This is a genomic window from Streptomyces sp. STR69, from assembly GCF_024519455.1.
Lineage (GTDB): Bacteria > Actinomycetota > Actinomycetes > Streptomycetales > Streptomycetaceae > Streptomyces.
This window is the reverse complement of record NZ_JALJRY010000005.1, coordinates 358,067-374,869: the sequence shown is the minus strand read 5'-3', so window position 1 is coordinate 374,869 and position 16,803 is coordinate 358,067. Positions and strand designations below refer to the sequence as shown.

The 16,803-nt window shown below is 71.3% G+C and carries 15 protein-coding genes; 7 read left to right on the top strand and 8 right to left on the bottom strand.

Annotated elements, in window-relative coordinates:
• Window positions 1–200: 200 nt before the first annotated feature.
• Window positions 201–1,379 (bottom strand): D-alanyl-D-alanine carboxypeptidase family protein, encoded by a 1,179-nt coding sequence (locus OC490_RS12120; protein ID WP_262057881.1) that lies wholly within the window; start codon window positions 1,377–1,379, stop codon window positions 201–203.
• 275 nt (window positions 1,380–1,654) lie between these two features.
• Between OC490_RS12120 and OC490_RS12115 the strand changes: the two genes are divergently transcribed.
• Window positions 1,655–3,130, top strand: a complete 1,476-nt coding sequence (locus OC490_RS12115; RefSeq protein ID WP_262057880.1) for an ABC transporter permease — start codon at window positions 1,655–1,657, stop codon at window positions 3,128–3,130.
• Window positions 3,131–3,232: 102 nt separating this feature from the next.
• Window positions 3,233–3,985: an ABC transporter ATP-binding protein gene (locus OC490_RS12110; RefSeq protein ID WP_262057879.1), complete on the top strand. Its 753-nt coding sequence runs from the start codon at window positions 3,233–3,235 to the stop codon at window positions 3,983–3,985.
• A 36-nt stretch (window positions 3,986–4,021) separates the two neighbouring features.
• On the opposite strand, the gene OC490_RS12105 is transcribed toward OC490_RS12110, so the two are convergent.
• Together OC490_RS12105 and OC490_RS12100 are read right to left on the bottom strand one after the other, a co-directional pair.
• Window positions 4,022–5,011, bottom strand: coding sequence for an aldo/keto reductase (locus OC490_RS12105; RefSeq protein ID WP_262057878.1), 990 nt, complete (start codon window positions 5,009–5,011; stop codon window positions 4,022–4,024).
• 72 nt (window positions 5,012–5,083) lie between these two features.
• On the bottom strand, window positions 5,084–5,410 hold the full coding sequence (locus OC490_RS12100; RefSeq protein WP_262057877.1) for a nuclear transport factor 2 family protein: 327 nt from the start codon (window positions 5,408–5,410) through the stop codon (window positions 5,084–5,086).
• Window positions 5,411–5,543: 133 nt separating this feature from the next.
• On the opposite strand from OC490_RS12100, the gene OC490_RS12095 reads away from it, so the two are divergent.
• The 5 genes from OC490_RS12095 (at window position 5,544) to OC490_RS12075 (ending at window position 9,799) form a co-directional block, all read left to right on the top strand.
• On the top strand, window positions 5,544–6,116 hold the full coding sequence (locus OC490_RS12095; RefSeq protein ID WP_262057876.1) for a DoxX family protein: 573 nt from the start codon (window positions 5,544–5,546) through the stop codon (window positions 6,114–6,116).
• A 35-nt stretch (window positions 6,117–6,151) separates the two neighbouring features.
• Window positions 6,152–6,544: a MazG-like family protein gene (locus OC490_RS12090; protein ID WP_262057875.1), complete on the top strand. Its 393-nt coding sequence runs from the start codon at window positions 6,152–6,154 to the stop codon at window positions 6,542–6,544.
• 37 nt (window positions 6,545–6,581) lie between these two features.
• The gene (locus OC490_RS12085) at window positions 6,582–7,982 is read left to right on the top strand and encodes a hypothetical protein (RefSeq protein ID WP_410098608.1); all 1,401 of its coding nucleotides are present in this window, start codon (window positions 6,582–6,584) and stop codon (window positions 7,980–7,982) included.
• 63 nt (window positions 7,983–8,045) lie between these two features.
• Window positions 8,046–8,996, top strand: coding sequence for an NAD(P)-dependent oxidoreductase (locus OC490_RS12080; protein ID WP_410098610.1), 951 nt, complete (start codon window positions 8,046–8,048; stop codon window positions 8,994–8,996).
• Window positions 8,997–9,124: 128 nt separating this feature from the next.
• Window positions 9,125–9,799, top strand: coding sequence for a DUF4232 domain-containing protein (locus OC490_RS12075; RefSeq protein WP_262057873.1), 675 nt, complete (start codon window positions 9,125–9,127; stop codon window positions 9,797–9,799).
• Between the two features lie 27 nt (window positions 9,800–9,826).
• On the opposite strand, the gene OC490_RS12070 is transcribed toward OC490_RS12075, so the two are convergent.
• From OC490_RS12070 to OC490_RS12050, 5 genes are all read right to left on the bottom strand, one after another.
• Window positions 9,827–10,459 (bottom strand): GTP-binding protein, encoded by a 633-nt coding sequence (locus OC490_RS12070; RefSeq protein ID WP_262057872.1) that lies wholly within the window; start codon window positions 10,457–10,459, stop codon window positions 9,827–9,829.
• Window positions 10,440–10,814, bottom strand: coding sequence for a DUF742 domain-containing protein (locus OC490_RS12065; RefSeq protein ID WP_019067253.1), 375 nt, complete (start codon window positions 10,812–10,814; stop codon window positions 10,440–10,442). Before OC490_RS12065 ends, OC490_RS12070 begins: the two co-directional genes overlap by 20 nt.
• Complete coding sequence (locus OC490_RS12060; protein ID WP_200714321.1) at window positions 10,811–11,248, bottom strand: roadblock/LC7 domain-containing protein; 438 nt, start codon at window positions 11,246–11,248, stop codon at window positions 10,811–10,813. Before OC490_RS12060 ends, OC490_RS12065 begins: the two co-directional genes overlap by 4 nt.
• Window positions 11,245–14,337, bottom strand: a complete 3,093-nt coding sequence (locus OC490_RS12055; protein WP_262057871.1) for a nitrate- and nitrite sensing domain-containing protein — start codon at window positions 14,335–14,337, stop codon at window positions 11,245–11,247. The genes OC490_RS12060 and OC490_RS12055 overlap by 4 nt, the downstream gene beginning before the upstream one ends.
• A gap of 527 nt (window positions 14,338–14,864) precedes the next feature.
• Window positions 14,865–16,625 carry a helix-turn-helix domain-containing protein gene (locus OC490_RS12050; protein WP_262057870.1) on the bottom strand — a complete coding sequence of 587 codons (1,761 nt, stop codon included), beginning with the start codon at window positions 16,623–16,625 and terminating at the stop codon, window positions 14,865–14,867.
• Window positions 16,626–16,803: the final 178 nt, after the last annotated feature.

Sequence of the window (16,803 nt, the reverse complement as noted above, 5' to 3'; positions counted from 1 at the left end):
AATTTGACCGTCCGCACCATTGCGCCCGGTTACTGACTTATGCTCAACTCTTCTCCACCAAAGCTTCACAGTTGAGACACTGAGCTTCCGCAGACCAAACCGAGGGGGGAGGCGACAGTCGTTCCACTGCCCGGGTGGGGGTGGGCCTCGCGTGGGACCGCGAGGTTTCACACCGGGCGGTGGAACGGCTGTCGCACAGTTCAACTCCCGTCTTCCTCGCGGGACTTCGCCGCCGCTACGGCCGCCCGCCGCCTGCGCAGCGCGAACGCGCCGCCCGCGAGCAGGACCACCGTTCCGGCCGCGCCCTCCAGCAGCCGCCAGGACGAGGAACCGTCCGCCGACGAGGCCGCCGCGCCCGTGGCCCCCGGAGCCCCCTTGGCACCCTTCCCCGACTGCGTCGGGCTCGCGCTCGCCCCGCCCTCGCTCAGCGGCTCGACCAGCGTGCCTACGGCGCGTGCCGAACTCCCTCTGCCGAAGCCCCAGTCGAGCAGTGCCTCGGTCTCCTTGTAGACCTCGTTGCCGCCGTTGGCCGGGTGCATCACGGTGACCAGCAGGGTGCGGCCGTCGCGGGTCGCTGCGCCGGTGAAGGTGTTTCCGGCGTGGCTGGTGTAACCGTTCTTGACACCGATCATGCCCTTGTACGGGCGCAGGCCATAGGCGCCGGTGAGCAGGCGGTCGGTGTTCTGGATCTGGAAGGTCTTCTTGCCGCCGGCCGGGAAGTTCGCGGTCCTGGTGGAGCAGTAGGCGCCGAAGTCGTCGTCGTGCAGGCCGTGCCGGGCGAAGAGCGTGAGGTCGTACGCCGAGGAGACCTGCCCGGGGTGGTCGAAGCCGTCCGGGCTCACCACATGGGTGTCCAGGGCCTGGAGGTCCTTCGCCTTGGCCTGCATCTCGGCGACCGTCTTGGCGATGCCGCCGTTCATGTGGGACAGCACATGCACCGCGTCGTTGCCGGAGCGAAGGAAGACGCCCTGCCACAGCTGGTGGACGGTGTAGGTGATGCCGGGCTTGACGCCGACCATGCTGGACCCGGAGGGGACGTCGGCGAGGTCGGCGTCGGTGACCCGGTAGGTGCGGGTCTTCTCGAACTTCCCCAGCACGGTGTCGGCGAACAGCATCTTCAGCGTGGACGCGGGCGCGAGGCGCTGGTGCGCGCGGTACGAGGCGAGCACCTCACCGGTCTTGTGGTCGGCGACGAGCCAGGAGCGGGCGGTGAGCTTCTTGGGCAGACCGGTGGCACCACTCGTCTGGATCCCGTCGCGGGCCAGACGCTCACCGCCTATCGCTGTCGCCGCGGACGCGGGAGTGGCCGCTGCCACGGGAAGGGCGGCGGCGGTCAGACCGAGAGCGGCACGCCGGGTGAGCCGAGAGGAATCGCGCATCCGGGGACCGTACAAAATCGGGGCCGGGCGGTGCACGGCGGGGGTGGCGAAAAGAAGCCGGTACGAAGGCGCGGCACCCCACACCAACACGCCATTGAACTGGGGTTTCCTGGCAGGAAGCCCTCCGCAGCTTAGGAATGAGCTGTCTGACACAATTCTGATTTCGGGCGTCTTTTTCTCAGGCCAGACACATCCTTTACTCAGGTCGACTCAAAGGTTCCTCCATAGCTTGTGGCCGCGCCCACAGCGGGCGCCAAGAACCTTTGGGGAATGGGATGTTTGGCATCTATCTCAAGCGCGAGCTGAGCCGGCGCAAGAAGGCGGCCCTGGTCATCGCCATGGGTCTGGCGCTCGGTATCGCGCTGGTCATCACCGTCAACTCGGTGTCGGCCGGCATGAATCAGGCTCAGGACAAGGTCCTCAAGTCTCTGTACGGTCTCGGAACCGACATGACCGTGACCAAGGCGCAGTCGGCCCCCAAGGCCGGCAGCTCAGGGGGTCCCAGCTTCAAGTTCGGCGCCACCTCCTCCAGCAGCAGCTCGCAGAGCTCGGACCGGGTGAACACGCAGGGCGGTCAGGTCCTCGCGTCCTCGCTGGTCACCAAGGTCGCCGCGCAGAAGGGCGTGTCCAGCGCGGTCGGCTCGCTCACCCTGAACGTCACCAAGGTCGACGGCTCCTTCACCCAGGGCAAGGCGAAGTCCTCCACCACCTCCGGCTCCTCTTCCGGATCGCAGCAGGGCGGCCCCGGCGGCGGTGGCGGAACCAGCAGCACCGGCGCGCCGCAGGTCCAGGGCGGCGGCGCCAACTTCAACGTGAACTCGTACTCGGTCTCGGGCATCGACGTCACCAACCAGGCGCTCGGCCCGCTGTCCACGTCGAAGATCACCTCCGGCAAGACGTTCACGACCGCGCAGACCAACGCGAAGGTCGCCGTCGTCAGCGCGTCGTACGCCAAGTCGAAGAAGTACAAGGTCGGTTCGACCTTCTCGATCTCCGGCACCAAGTTCACCGTCATCGGCATCGCGACGCCCAACAGCAGCGAGTCCACGATCGACGTGTACCTGCCGCTGAAGCAGGCGCAGACGCTGGGCGACTCGAAGAACAAGGTCACCACGATCTACGTCAAGGCGACCGACTCCAAGCAGATCTCGGCCGTCAAGACGACCATCCAGAAGAACATCTCGGGTACGACGGTCACCACCTCCGCCGACCTCGCGTCCACCGTGTCCGGTTCGCTGTCCACCGCCTCCAACCTGGCGACCAGCGTCGGCAAGTGGCTGTCCATCGCGGTGCTGATCGCCGCGTTCCTCGTGGCCGCGCTGCTCACCTCCTCCGCCGTGTCCCGCCGGGTGCGTGAGTTCGGCACCCTGAAGGCGCTCGGCTGGCCGAGCCGCAAGGTCACCCGGCAGGTCGTCGGCGAGTCCATGGTCAACGGTCTGATCGGCGGCGGGCTCGGTATCGCGCTCGGTCTCGCGGCGGCCTACACGGTCACCGCGATCAGCCCCAAGCTGACCGCGCAGCTCGGCAACACCGGCGGTGGCGGCCAGGGCGGCCCCGGCGGCGGTCAGGGCGGCCCCGGCCAGCAGGCCACCCAGAACACCCTGGAGATCGCCCTGAACGCGCCGGTCTCGCTGACCACGATCGCCCTCGCCGTGGGCCTCGCCGTCACCGGCGGTCTGATCGCCGGCGCGATGGGCGGCTGGCGCGCCTCCCGGATGCGCCCGGCGGACGCCCTGCGCAGCGTGTCGTAGTCGCTCTGGCGCAACCCCTGATCCGGGGCGCCGCCTCCACTCCCCCCCGGGAGACGGCGCCCCAACTCTCTTCTTCTTCACGGACGTTCAGACGGAGATCCCATGTACAAGCTCACCGGCGTCACCAAGCGCTACACGCGGGGCAAGGAGACGGTCGAGGCGCTGCGCGGCGTCGACCTCACGATCGAGGACGGCGACCAGCTCGTCATCCAGGGCCCCACCGGCGGCGGCAAGTCGACGCTGCTGCAGATGATCGGCGGCCTGGACCGCCCCACCGAGGGCAGTGTCGAGCTCGACGACGTCAACCTCGCCACCATCAGCGAGGCCAAGCTGACGCGGCTGCGGGCCGAGAAGATCGGCATCATCTTCCAGTCCTTCAACCTCATCCCGACGCTCACCGCGCAGGAGAACGTCGAGACGGCCCTGGTCCCGCTCGGCGTCAAGCCGGCGGAACGCCGCGAGCGGGCGGCCGAGGCGCTCACCTCGGTCGGCCTCGGCGACCGCCTCAAGCACGCCCCGTCCGAGCTGTCCGGCGGCCAGCAGCAGCGCGTCGCAATCGCCCGCGCGCTGGTCAAGAAGCCGAAGGTACTGCTCGCCGACGAGCCCACCGGCAACCTCGACGAGGGCACCCGCGACGACATCATGGGCCTGCTCGAAGGCCTCTGGCACGAGTACGGGCTGACCTTCATCATGGTCACCCACGACTCGTCGATCGCCCGCCGCGCCCCGCGTCTGGCCACCATCAAGGCCGGCCAGATCACCCTCACCGAACAGGGCCGCGGCACCGGCCGGTTCGCCCCCCAGCGGAGCGACGCCGACCAGCAGTTCGCGCAGTACGGCAACCAGGGCTACTGAACCCGAACCTCGCCGGTCCGCTCCTGTCGGGGCCGCTCACCTCCCGAGTACTTGGTCGACCTCGGCCAACTGCCCGGCGGTGAGCGGCCCCTTCGCGATCGCGTCCGCGTTCTGCTCGGCCTGGGCGACCGAGCGGAAGCCCGGGATCGGGACGGTGCGCGGGCTGCGGGCCCACAGCCAGGCGAGGGCACCCTGGGCGGACGTGCGGCCCTCCGAGGTGAGGATCTCGCGCAGGGCGTCCACCCGGGCGACCCAGTCCTCGTCGGCGCCGGCGCCCTGCTTGAAGCCCTGCATCCAGGCGGGCGGGGTGTTGCGGATGTCGCCGGCCTCCAGGGTCCGCCCGGCGGCCTGCTTGCCGGTGAGCAGCCCCATGGCCAGCGGACTGCGGTTGATGCTGGCGAGGCCCAACTCCTCACACAGCGCGAACATTTCGGGCGCGTCCTGGAACACGTTCGCCGCGTGCTGTACGGCCGCGCAGTGCTCCCCCTCGGCGAACACGGCGGCGCGCGCGGGGTCGTCGGTGCTCCAGGCGTAGGCCCGGATCAGCCCCTCGCTCACGAACTCCTCGCACTGGTCGCGTAGTTGGGCGGCACGCCCCAAGTCGGCGTCGGACAGGTGCAGTTGGTAGAGGTCGACGTGGTCGGTGCCGAGGCGCTCCAGCGACGCGGTGAGGGCTCGGCGGGCGTACTCCGGGGAGTCGTCGGCGCCGGTGAGGGTGCGGGTCTCCTCGTCGAAGACGTTGCCCCACTTGGTGGCGAGGACCACGTCGTCCCGGCGCTTGCCGAGCGCCCGGCCGAGGACACGTTCGCTGTGCCCGGCGCCGTAGGTGTCGGCGGTGTCGAAGAAGGTGACGCCCAGGTCGAGGGCGCGCCGGATCGCCCGTACGGACTCCTCGTCGTCGACCTTGCCCCAGCCCAGCGGCTGCCCGCTCGCGTCCTGCCACTCCCCGCCGATGGCCCAGCAGCCGAAGCCGAGAGCGCTCACGTCGATGCCGGTGCGTCCGAGAGTCCTGCTGTTCGTCTCCATGCCTGCGGACACTAGGAGTTGGAGTGCACACCAAGGCAAGGGTTTTTACGTCGGTCGGGCCGACCGGTACGTCTACGCCTGCCCGGTCTCGAAGCGGGCGATCCTGCCGTCCTCGCCGACCGTGAAACTCCACCGGGTGCGCATCTCGCCCCACGCGTCGTTGGAGTAGCGGGCGACGAGGGCCCGGCCGCCGTTCGACTCGCGGTCGACCTCCATGTGGCCGTGGGAGGAGAAGATCTCCCGGTCGATCCACTCCGCGAGGTCACGGTCGGAGCCGTCGTCCGCCATCGTCGCGCCGGGCGCGAGCAGCGCCAGGAAGGCGTCGCGGTCATGGGCGTTGACGGCACTGACGAAGGCCCGGACGGCCGGATCGCTGAGTTTGGCTGGCTGAATCGTCATGCCGGCCAGACTCACACCGTTCCCCGGGGGCCGCCACCCGAACGGCCGCGCGAACCCGCCCGCCGGACACCGGGGATGCGACGGTGGAGGAACGTTGGGAGGACCGTCCCCGCCCTCTGTCCAGGGAGTCAGCATGACCTGTTACGACCGACAAGATCTGGGCCTGCTGCTGCTCCGGCTGGGTACCGGCGGTGTGCTGGCCGCGCACGGTTCGCAGAAGCTGTTCGGCTGGTTCGGCGGGGGCGGGATCGAGGGCACCGGCGTGGCCATGGAGGCGATGGGCTACTCCCCCGGCAGACAGAGCGCCACCATGGCGGGCCTCGCGGAGGCGGGCGGCGGCGCGCTGCTCGCGCTGGGCCTGGCGACCCCGGCGGCGGGTGCGGCGGCGGCCGGGGCGATGGCGGGCGCGACCGCCGTGCACGCGCCCAACGGGTTCTTCGCGGCGGGCGGCGGATACGAGTACGCGGCCTCCCTCGCCCTGACCGCGGCCGGCCTCGCGGTCACGGGCCCGGGCCGGCTCTCCCTGGACCACGCGCTCGGCCACGCGGTGAACCGGGGCTGGATGGTCCCGGTCGCGCTCGCAGTGACCGGGGCGGCGACGGCCGTGGTGGTCGGCCTGCGCAACCGGCGGGGGCGGGAGGCGTCGGAGTTCGGGCAGGAGGCCCTGTTCGACGAGGCGGACGCGGTCTTCGGCAGCAGGGGGTAGTCCGACGCGCAGGGACCTGATGGCAGGCTGGGTCCATGAGTGATCAGAAGGACCAGCCCGCCGACCTCTGGACCGGTGTCGAGGACCTCTGGACCTGGGTGGACACGCACCGTCCCCTCGACGGCCGGGAGGGGCTCCTCCTCCGCATCCTGAAGCTGTCCGAGGAGGTCGGCGAGGTCTCCGAGGCGGTGATCGGGGTGACCGGTCAGAACCCGCGCAAGGGCGTCACCCACACCTGGGACGACGTGCAGGCCGAACTGTGCGACGTCGTGATCACCGCGCTGATTGCGCTGCGCACCCTGACCCCCCACACGCAGGAGGTTTTCAACCGCCATCTGGCCCGGGTCATGGAACGCTCCCTCGGCCCGTCCGCCGTTGTTCACCCTCAAGACCTGCCCGGGCCGCGCGGAGTTGGTGAGATCCGCTGAGCCTTCTCGTCGACACCGAGCCGACGAAGGGGTCCCAGTGCAGGACTACGTTTTCTCCAACGGACGCAGGACGGTCGCCGTTGCGGGCACCTGCCTCGCCCTCACCGCCCTCGGCCTGGGCTTCAACACCCAGGCGCACGCAGCGAGTTATGGCACCCCGACCATCTTCCTCTCGGCCGCCTACCTCTCGGGCGCGGTGGGCGCGGTCGGTGACCCGACCGTGCAGGTGACGGTCGCTCAGAGCGGCGCTGACGTCAGCGCGTTGACGGTCGCGGCGAGCAAGAGCAGCAAGACGTCCGTGGCGCCGACGAGCGCGGTGACCGTCACCGGCACGGGCGCCACCCGTCAACTCGCCGTGGCGGCAGCCGCGCAGGGCTACACCGACCTGACGGTGAAGGTCACGGGCCTCGGCGGCAAGACGGCCACCAAGACCCTGCACTACGCGGCCTCGGCGTCGGTCCAACAGCCCGCCGACACCCGCTACTTCGCCGGCTCCAGCGACGCCTCCGCCGCCGTCGACGTGGGCGGCGGCTACGTCGTCGTGGCGGACGACGAGTCCAACGTCCTGCGCCTGTACGACCGTTCGGCGTCCGGTGCGCCCGTCAAGACCTGGGACTTCAGCGACGACATCGGCGTCGACAAGGAGATCGACATCGAGGGCGCGGCCCGCGTCGGCGACACGATCTACTGGACCGGCTCGCTCGGCAACAACAAGGACGGCGAGTACAAGGCGGCCCGCAACACGGTCTTCACCACCGAGGTGACCGGCAGCGGCGCCAACACGGCGCTCTCCTACGGCAGTTCGTACGGCGAGCTGCGCGACAACCTGGTGGCGTGGGACAAGGCGAACGGCAACAGGTACGGCTTCGCGGCGGGCACGGCGGACGGTCAAGTACCCAAGGAGATCGACGGGTTCAACGTGGAGGGCCTGGAGTTCGCGCCGGGCTCGACGACGACGGCGTACCTCGGCTTCCGGGCGCCGCTCGCCCCTGCGGTGGCGGGCGGCAAGGCCCTCCTGGTCCCGGTCACCAACCTCGACAAGGTGGTCGCGAACGGCACCGCCGCGACCTTCGGCACGCCGGTCGAGCTGGACCTCGGCGGTCTCTCGGTCCGCGACATCCGCAAGAACGCGGCGAACCAGTACCTGATCGTCGCCGGTTCCTGGGCCGCCGACGACAACTCCGACCCGTACGCCCTCTACTCCTGGACCGGCAACGCGGCCGACAAGCCGGCCAGGCTGCGTGACCTGCCGACCACGGACCCGGGCGCCTGGGAGGCGGTCGTCGACGTGCCGGACCTGACGGTGGCGGGCGCCCGCGCCCAGCTGATCACCGACGACGGCGCGGCCGACCTGTACGGCGACGGCACCGAGGCGAAGGACCTGACGCACCCGGAGTGGCAGAAGTCGCGCTCGACCTGGTTCACGGTCACCGGCTGACGGACGAAGCCGGACAGTGCCGCGCGCCCGGTCGGGAGGCCGGGCGCGCGGCACCCTGGCACCCTGGTCCTCGACAACACCGTCGAGGACGAAAGCCGAGTCATGACCACCGAGAAGCTCACCGTAGGCGTCCTGGGCACCGGCATCATGGGCGCCGCGATGGCCCGCAACCTCGCGCGCGCCGGACACACCGTCCACGCCTGGAACCGCACCCGCGCCAAGGCCGAACCGCTGTCCGCCGACGGCGCGCACGTCACCGACACCGTGGCGGAGGCCGTGCGCGACGCGGACGTGATCCTCACCATGCTCTACGACGGCGACACCGTCCTGGACGTGATGCGCGAGGCCGCGCCCGTCCTGCGTCCCGGCGCCGCGTGGATCCAGTCGACGACCTCGGGCCTCGAATCGGTCGGCGAACTGGCCGCGTTCGCGAGCCGCCACGACCTGGTCTTCTACGACGCCCCCGTGCTCGGCACCCGCCAGCCCGCCGAGGCCGGTCAGCTGACGGTCCTGGCGGCGGGACCGGAGTCCGGCCGCGAGACGGTGACCCCGGTCTTCGACGCGGTCGGCGCCCGCACGATGTGGGTCGGCGAGGACGGCGCGGCGGCCACCGCGACCCGCCTGAAGCTGGTCGCCAACAGCTGGGTCCTCGCCGTGACCAACGCGGCGGGCGAGGCCCTGGCCCTCTCCCAGGCCCTGGACGTGAACCCGCAGAGCTTCCTCGACCTCATCGCGGGCGGCCCCCTCGACATGGTCTATCTGCACGCCAAGTCCGCCGCGATCCTCAACAACCAGCTCACTCCGGCGAGTTTCGCGGTCACGACGGCGGAGAAGGACGCCCGCCTGATCGTGCAGGCCGGCGCGGCCCACGGCGTCCGCCTCGACGTGGCGGCGGCGGGCGCGGAACGGTTCGCGCGGGCGGCGGCACAGGGGCACGGGGACGATGACATGGCCGCGGCGTATTTCGCCAGCTTCGAGGCGGGCACGGACGGGAAGCCGGCCGAGTCGTCCTGATCCGGCCTTGATCTCGTCACAGCCGGGACACAGCGAGCGCACAGAAGAAACCGGGCGTACGACCTGAACTGTCTCCCTCGCCGAAATGCCGGCATGTCCGGTCGCACGAACCGAACTCGGGGGACGTCATGCAGAAGAGCAGCATCCGCAGGGCCGCGATGGCGATGGCCGCGCTGTCGGCGACGTTGGTGATGACGGCATGTCAGCCGGGCGACACGGACACCGGGTCCGACGTGTCGTCACAGACGCCGACCGCGACCGCCTCCCCCACCTCCTCCGGGTCCACGGGGTCGTCCGGATCCACGGGATCCACGGGATCCACGGGATCCACGGGATCGTCCGGGCCCGCGGGCACCGGGGTGAAGACGTGCGCGGCGGCCTCGCTGAAGGCGATCGCCTACCAGGCCGCCGACCGGCCGCAGGGCACCGGAACCGGGGCGGCGGTCGTGCAGTTCACCAACACCACATCGAAGGCGTGTGTCCTCCAGGGCCACCCCACAGTCGCCGGCGCCGCGAACGGCTCCCCCGAGCTCAACGTCCCGCTGAAGGTCACCCCCACCGGCTCCGCCTCCCCCGTGACGCTGTCGCCCGGCGGCCAGGCCTGGCTGAAGCTGACCTTCGTGCAGGTGCAGGGTGAAGGGGACGGCTACTGCGAGTCGGGGTCGGCGCCGGTGATCTACCCGACGATGGTGATCGGACTGCCCGGCGCCGGGAAACACCAAGTCGCCCTTGACGACGGGCAGTTCGCGGAGTGCGACGGCACGCTGACCGCGACGGCCGTGACGGCGACGAAGCCCTCATGACCGTACGACCGCCGGTCGGCCGTGCGGCTAGACCGACTGGCGGTCGCCCGACGCCTCCACCGCCAGCCCCCGCATGACGTGTTCGAGGAGGGCGAGCAGGACCGACTTCACCGACTCGCGGTCGCGGGCGTCGCACAGCACGAGCGGGATGTCGGGGGCGAGGTCGAGAGCGGAGCGGATCTCCTCGGGGTCCTCCTCGCAGATGCCGTTGAAGCAGTTGACGCCCACGGCGAAGGGGATGCCGCGGTGCTCGAAGAAGTCGACGGACGGGAAACAGCTCTCCAGCCGCCGGGTGTCGGCCAGCACGACCGCGCCGAGCGCGCCGCGGGACAGGTCGTCCCACATGAACCAGAACCGGTCCTGTCCCGGGGCGCCGAAGAGATAGACCACGAGGGCCGAACTCAGCGTGATCCGGCCGAAGTCCATGGCGACCGTCGTCGTGGTCTTCTGCTCCACGCCGACGAGGTTGTCGATGCCGACGCTGGCCTCGGTGATGAGTTCTTCGGTGCGCAACGGCGTCGTCTCGCTGATCGCGCCGACGAGCGTGGTCTTGCCGACGCCGAAGCCGCCCGCGACGAGGATCTTGGCCGTGGCGGCGTTGGGCGCGACGGTGGTGGCGCGAGAGCGGCTTGCGCGGGGGTCAGATTCTGCGAATGCCATCGATCACTGCCTGGAGGAAACGGGCGTCGGGGGTACCGGCCGCGGCGGGCGGGGAGACGGAGACGAGTTCGTTGTCCAGGAGGTCATCGAGCAACACCCGTATGACCGCGACGGGTTGGTCGAGCAGGGCGGCGACCTCCACCAGCGCCGTCGGGGTGCGGCAGAGCGCGAGCAGCCGGTTCTGTTCGGGCTGCAGGCGCTGGTCGCGGGTCGGTGGCCGGACGGTGCTGATCAGGGTGATCAGCTCGATGCCGGAGTGGGCGGTCGGGGTGCGTCCGCCGGTCACCGTGTACGGGCGGACGAGCAGCGCGGGGTCTTCGTCCTCCCAGGGATCTTCCTCCGACCAATGTCTCATTCATGCTCACCCGCGAAGGGCACACCGCTGTACTCCGGGAACCGGGGGGCCGCGCTGAGGAACTGCCCCACCTGCCGTACCACCATGGTCATTTCGTAGCCGACGTTGCCGACGTCCACCTCGGAGGTGGCGAGTACGGCGAGCCGGGCGCCGCCGCCGGCCGTGGTGACGAAGAGGAAGAGGTCGTCCATCTCGATGACGGTCTGCTGCACCCGGCCGCCGCCGAAGTGACGGCTGGTGCCGAGCGCGAGCGAGTGAACACCCGAGGAAATGGCGGCGAGTTGCTCGGCGTCCTCCTGGGCGAGCTTCTCGGAGGAGCCGACGAGGAGTCCGTCCTCCGACAGGACGATGGCGTGCAGGGTCTCGGGGATCCGCTCGATCAGGTTGTCCAGCAGCCAGGCCAGTCCGCCGTGCGTGGTGTTGGGCGCAGTCATGGGGTGTTCCTTGTCGGACGGGGACGGGTGGGCAGCTGACGCCGCTCGGGCGGGGTGGTGGGCCAGTTGGCCGGCGGGAACTCGTCTTGCGGGGCGGCAGGGCGGCCGGGCGCGGAACCCTCCCCGCGCGTCGCCGACGGCCAGGCGGGCATGGGCACTTCCTCCTGGGCACGGGCCCGGCGGGTACCGTCCCGGAGCGCGGCGAGCATCGAACGCGCCTGCTCGGGGCGCCGCTCCGCCTCCCGCCCCGGGCCGTGGTCACCGTCGGGCTCCACGACCCGGTCCCGCAACTGCGGCGCGAGATTGGCCTGCCGCACCCGCCGCGGCAGCCGCCCGGAACCACCCCGGGTCCCGAAGGACGACGCGCCTCCACCGGGACGGGACCCACCGGGCATCACACCACCGTCGGGACGGAAGCTGACCGAAGCCGAGTCTCCGGCACGAAGACCCGCGGACGGCGTCTCGCCGGTGCGGGAACCCGCGTACGGCATCTCCCCGGTGCGGAAGCCCACGGGCGGCGTGTCCCCCGTCTGGGGGCCCAGGGACCGCGTCTCCCGGGCGCGAAGTCCGGCGGACGGCGCCTCCCCGGTGCCGGAACCCATGGACGGCGCACCCTCGGCGCGGGACCCCAAAGAGCCCGTCTCCCCGGTGCGGGAACCCTCGTACGGCGTCTCCCCCGCGCGGGAACCCGCGGATGACGCACCCCCCGTGCGGGACCCCAACGCCCGCATCTCGCCGATGCGGGACGCCTTGGACGGCGGGTTCCCCTCTCGGGAACCCCCGGACGGCCTGTCCCCGGCGCGAGAGCCCACGGAGGGGAGGTCTCCCGCACGAGAGCCGGCGGAAGACCCGGCTTCGTGGGAAGGCGCCGCTTCGTAGGAGGGCGCGGTCTCGCGGGACGGTGGGGCTTCGTAGGAGGGCGCGTCCTCGTGGGACGGTGTCGTGGCGGTGACAACAGGACCCGCCGCCGGGGCGTTCCGCGTGCGGCGGGTGCGCATCGGCATGCCGCCCGCCGTCACTCCCGCGCGGGGCGGGCCGCCGACGGGGCCGGTGGGCTGGCCCGGGGCCGGGAACGGGTCGGTGGGGGAACCGGCCACCGACGCCAGGTGGCGTTCCGCGCGGGCGTCCAGCGGTGACGGCACGCCGTCGGCGACCGGCTCCGTGAGGGCCTGCGGCAGGACCACGACGGCGAGCGATCCGCCGTACGACGAGGCCTGGAGGCTGGCGGTGATGCCGTGGCGCTGGGCCAGGTGGCCGACGGTGAAGAGGCCCAGGCGCGGGTCCTCGCCCAGGGTGGTGAAGCTGAAGTCCTTGGGCTGGTGCAGGAGTTCGTTCGCCGCCGCGTACTCGTCCACCCCGAGGCCGAGCCCCCGGTCCTCGACCTCGACGGCGTACCCCTGCGCCACCGGCAGTGCGCGGACGCGTACTTCGGTGTGCGGCGGGGAGAACGTCACGCCGTTCTCGATGAGTTCGGCCATGAGGTGGATCGTGTCGCCCACCGCCGGGCCCAACACCGCTATCGGCGGCAGGGGTTCGACGACGACCCGGGTGTAGCCCTCGATCTCGGACACCGCGCTGCGCAGCAGGTCCGCGAGCGGCACCGCGTGCTTCCAGCGGCGCCTGGGGGCGGCGCCGGACAGCACGGTGAGGCTCTCCGCGTTGCGCCGCATCCGGGTGGCGAGGTGGTCGACGCGGTAGAGGTCGGCGAGGAGTTGGGGATCCTGCTCCTTGCGTTCCATGGAGTCGATCACCGTGAGCTGACGGTGCACCAGGAGCTGGATGCGGCGGGACATGTTGTGGAAGACCAGCCGCGCGCCCTCGCGCAGCGAGGCCTGTTCCAGCGCGACGCTCACCGCGGTCCGCTGGGCGCTGTTGAAGGCCTCCGCGACCTTGCCCAACTCGTCGGTGCCGTAGTCGAGTTCGGGCAGGTCGTCGAGTTCGGCGCGCTTGCCCTGGGTACGCAGCCGGGTGATCAGCTCGGGCAGTCGTTCCTCGGCCAGTTCGAGGGTCTCGGCGCGCAGGCCGGACATCCGGCCGAGGAGGGAGCGGGTGATGCGCCAGGACAGCAGGGCGACGGCGAGTACGGCGACCAGAGCGAGGGCGCTGCCGAGCAGCGCCTTGACGAGCACCTGGTGGGTCCGGTCCTGGGAGTCCGTGGTGACCTTGTTCAGGAACTGGCCCTCCACGGCCTGCACCCCGCCGGTCACCCGTGCCGGGGCCGCCGCGCGGTCGGCCGTGGTGTGCGGCACCGCGATCGTGCCGTCGTGCCCGGCGGACGCCGATCCGACGGCCGTCTCGAAGGCCGCCATGGCCGCCCAGTCCCGGCCGCCCATGACCTTGTCCAGTCCCGCGCCCATGTCCGTGGGCAGGTACGGCTCCACCTCGTTGGACAGCACGGAGACCCGGACGGCCTCGGCAGCCGCCAGCGCCGACCTCTCCTGGACGCTCAGCTTCCCGGAGGCGGCGACTCCGCCGAGGATCGCCTCCTCCTGCGAGAGGGCCTCCGTGCCGCGCAGGAACGCCAGGGCGTGACCGGCGTCGGCCGCGGTGGCCGCGTCGCCGCTGTCGGTGCTCAGCATCCCGAAGAGGTTCAGCACCGAGGACACGGCGTCGGAGTAGGCGGTGTAGGCCTGTTGCCGGGTGCTCTTCCCGCCGTCGACGGCGGTCCGTTCGGTGGTCAGCGCGGTAAGCCGCTTGCGTACGGTGCCCAACTGGGCCTGGTACTGCGCCGATCCGTCGCCCGCGGAGGCGGAGTCCGCCTTGCGGAAGCCGGCGAGTACGGCGTCGGTCGTGCGGCGCTGCGCCTCCAGGGCGCTGCGGCTGCCGTGCGAGGCCAACAGGCCGACCGTCAGCTGCCGTTCCTTCTGGAACTCGCCGATCGCGGGCACCAGGGCGTAGGTGGTCTTGGCCGGCTGCCCTTCCTTGTTGGCGTTGTTCCACTGGTCGAACAGCGCGAAGGAACCACTGACCCAGAGCAGGACCATCGCCGTGGCCGGCACCACGGCGAGCGTGATGAGGGAGGCGCGGATGCTGCGCCCGCGACCGGTACCGGGTCTGGTCTGCGTGGACGTGTCCCGGTGTCTGCTCACTTCACCCACCGGTGTCCGACGGCGCGACGATGGAGGCGGGCTGCGGTGAGGAACTGCGACACCGGTGGTTTCCTTTCCGGGGTGGCGCGTGACGCGTCGGATCGCGGGCATACGTCAACACGCCTGCACAGACTGGGGAGTTGGCGGCGTAGCACGGCACGTACGCCAAAAACGGGCTGCGGTTTCCCGACGGGCGCCCGAGCCCCCCGCGCAGTTGGTCAGTTATGAAACCGAGCCATCCGACCGGGGTCAAGGGACCCCACAAACACTCCAGGCACAGCCGTTTAGGGCGTTCAGTACACTATGCGCGTAGACAATCCGACGGCCCGGTCGGCCAACCACCCGCCCACGAAGACGTTTTGGCTGACTACCCTGGGTGAAGTGCGGGGCAGAGGGCGGCTCGGGTGACGCCGGGGACGCGACGGGAGCGGCGGGGCGGGACGCCTGGGCCCGACGCCAATGTGACCTAGTTCACAGCATGAACACCGTCCACGCACACCAACTCCACCGGTCTCCGGGGTCGTTGCTCACGCCCTCCCCGGCGCCTCCAGCAAGGCCAGGGTCTGCGCCCCGAGCGACGTCATGCCGTACGTCTCCGCCCCGCGCGCCGCCTCCCGCAGCAGCCGGACCGCGTGCGGCCCGCTGCCCGGGCCGCCCGCCCGGCGCATCGCGCGGGCCTGGGCCAGGCGGAGGCGGGCGAGTTCGGGCTGCGAGGAGCGGGACGGGACCGCCGCCTGCCGGAAGTGGTCGAGGGCGGTCTCCGGCGCCCCCGCCGCCAGCGCCAGCAGCCCGCAGGCCCGGGCGGTCGGGCCGACGAGGACGCTGGGCCAGCCGCCCAGGGCGATCTGCGCGCCGTCGTGCGGCGCGAGGCGCGCACGCAGCGAGGGCACCGCCTGGGCCAACTCGGCCTCGAATCCGCCTTCGAGGTCCAGCGCCGCGCAGACCTCCGCCAGCAGGACCAGCGCGGGCACCGCCCAGCCCGACGGCGGGAACCGGTCGACGTCGGCGACGCAGCCGAGGAACAGGTCGGCCCCCTCGGCGGGCTGCCCGGTCTCGCACAGGGCGAGGGCCAGCCCGGCCCGCCAGACGGGGAAGTAGGCGTGGCGCTCGACGTCGCCGGCCAGATCGGAGGCGAACAGCTCGGCCAGACGGCCCTGTTGGCGCAGCAGCCAGTACGCCTGGCCGAGCCGGGTCTGCGTCAGGTTGTCGGCGGGTACGGCGTAGTCGGCGCGGAGGAGTTCGATGAACTTCAGGGACTCCACGAAGATCCACTCGGCGGCGGCGTCGAACCGGCCGTGCCAGAGGTCGAGCAGGGCGTCGAGGGTGTGCCGCTGCCAGAGGGCCAGGGCGCTCTGGGTGTCCGCCGCGTGCTTGCGGTACTGGTTGGCGGTGGCCAGGGCGCTGAAGATGCGGCCGTTGCGCAACTGGTCGATGGCGACGGCCATGAGCGCCTCACCGCGGAAGTACGTCGAGTCGTGCCGGGCCGCGGCCTCGCGCAGCCGCTCGGAGAGGTCCAGCGACTCGGGAGCGCTCATGAAGTCGTAGCGTGCCCACCGGCATTCGGTGAGGACCTCGCAGCGCACCTCGTCGTCGCCGTCGTCGGGTAATCGGCGCAGTGTGTCCTCGGCGAGCCGGGCGCCCTCGGCGGGTCCGGCGAGCCCCGCCGCGGTGTCCTGGCTGACCGCCAGGGCCATCTTCTTCGCCAGATGGGCTTCGAGCCGCAGCCGCAGCCCCGCGGCCTCGGGGCCGCCGTCGCCCTCCAGCGCGGTCAGGCATCCCTTGATGGACTGCAGCAGTTCACGGTCGACCTGCCCGGGGTCGGACCAGCGGCGCGCCAGCCTGATCACGGCCTCGGCCTGCGCCCGCGGGTCCCCGGCGGCGCCGCGGTAGGCGGCCGTGTAGTGCCGTTCGGCCTCCCGCATCTCGCCCGCGGCATGGCTGAGATCACCGCGCCGCAGCAGCCGCAGGAACTCGGCCCGTTCCTGTGCCGGGGTCGAACGGCCGTCCTTCCCTGGGGACTTGACCAGTCGGACGGTCTCCCCGCGAACGGCCCTCGGTGGCGCGTCGGAGCCGGGTGGTGGAGCCAGGCCTACCAACGCCCCCTTGGCTCGCAGGACTTCGTCGCACAGCTGAGCCAACTCCAGGGACGCTCTGCGGCGTCCGTTCTCGACACGGCTCAGGAAACTGCGGCTGCAGTACACCTTGCCGGCCAGCTCGCTCAGCGACATACCGGCCGCGATGCGGCGCCGGCGCAACTCCGCGCCGAATCCGTCGTGCTCGATGGCCATCCCCCCAAACAACACGCCGGCCGACCGGTGTTGCCAAATACCCGCTGGCAACACCCGACCCCTGCGGACCGGCACGATTACCGACGAAGCTGTCTGTGCCGGGAGCCTACCGGGCACAGGGGCGTGCCCATTGGCGGAACAGGAGCACTGGTCATGCCTTCGGGCGAACCTGTGGCAT

Excerpts from the sequence above, each read along its gene's own strand:
- OC490_RS12120 (WP_262057881.1), bottom strand. The coding sequence starts at position 1,379 with ATGCGCGATTCCTCTCGGCTCACCCGGCGTGCCGCTCTCGGTCTGACC.
- OC490_RS12115 (WP_262057880.1), top strand. The coding sequence starts at position 1,655 with ATGTTTGGCATCTATCTCAAGCGCGAGCTGAGCCGGCGCAAGAAGGCG.
- OC490_RS12110 (WP_262057879.1), top strand. The coding sequence starts at position 3,233 with ATGTACAAGCTCACCGGCGTCACCAAGCGCTACACGCGGGGCAAGGAG.
- OC490_RS12105 (WP_262057878.1), bottom strand. The coding sequence starts at position 5,011 with ATGGAGACGAACAGCAGGACTCTCGGACGCACCGGCATCGACGTGAGC.
- OC490_RS12100 (WP_262057877.1), bottom strand. The coding sequence starts at position 5,410 with ATGACGATTCAGCCAGCCAAACTCAGCGATCCGGCCGTCCGGGCCTTC.
- OC490_RS12095 (WP_262057876.1), top strand. The coding sequence starts at position 5,544 with ATGACCTGTTACGACCGACAAGATCTGGGCCTGCTGCTGCTCCGGCTG.
- OC490_RS12090 (WP_262057875.1), top strand. The coding sequence starts at position 6,152 with ATGAGTGATCAGAAGGACCAGCCCGCCGACCTCTGGACCGGTGTCGAG.
- OC490_RS12075 (WP_262057873.1), top strand. The coding sequence starts at position 9,125 with ATGCAGAAGAGCAGCATCCGCAGGGCCGCGATGGCGATGGCCGCGCTG.
- OC490_RS12070 (WP_262057872.1), bottom strand. The coding sequence starts at position 10,459 with ATGGCATTCGCAGAATCTGACCCCCGCGCAAGCCGCTCTCGCGCCACC.
- OC490_RS12065 (WP_019067253.1), bottom strand. The coding sequence starts at position 10,814 with ATGAGACATTGGTCGGAGGAAGATCCCTGGGAGGACGAAGACCCCGCG.
- OC490_RS12060 (WP_200714321.1), bottom strand. The coding sequence starts at position 11,248 with ATGACTGCGCCCAACACCACGCACGGCGGACTGGCCTGGCTGCTGGAC.
- OC490_RS12050 (WP_262057870.1), bottom strand. The coding sequence starts at position 16,625 with ATGGCCATCGAGCACGACGGATTCGGCGCGGAGTTGCGCCGGCGCCGC.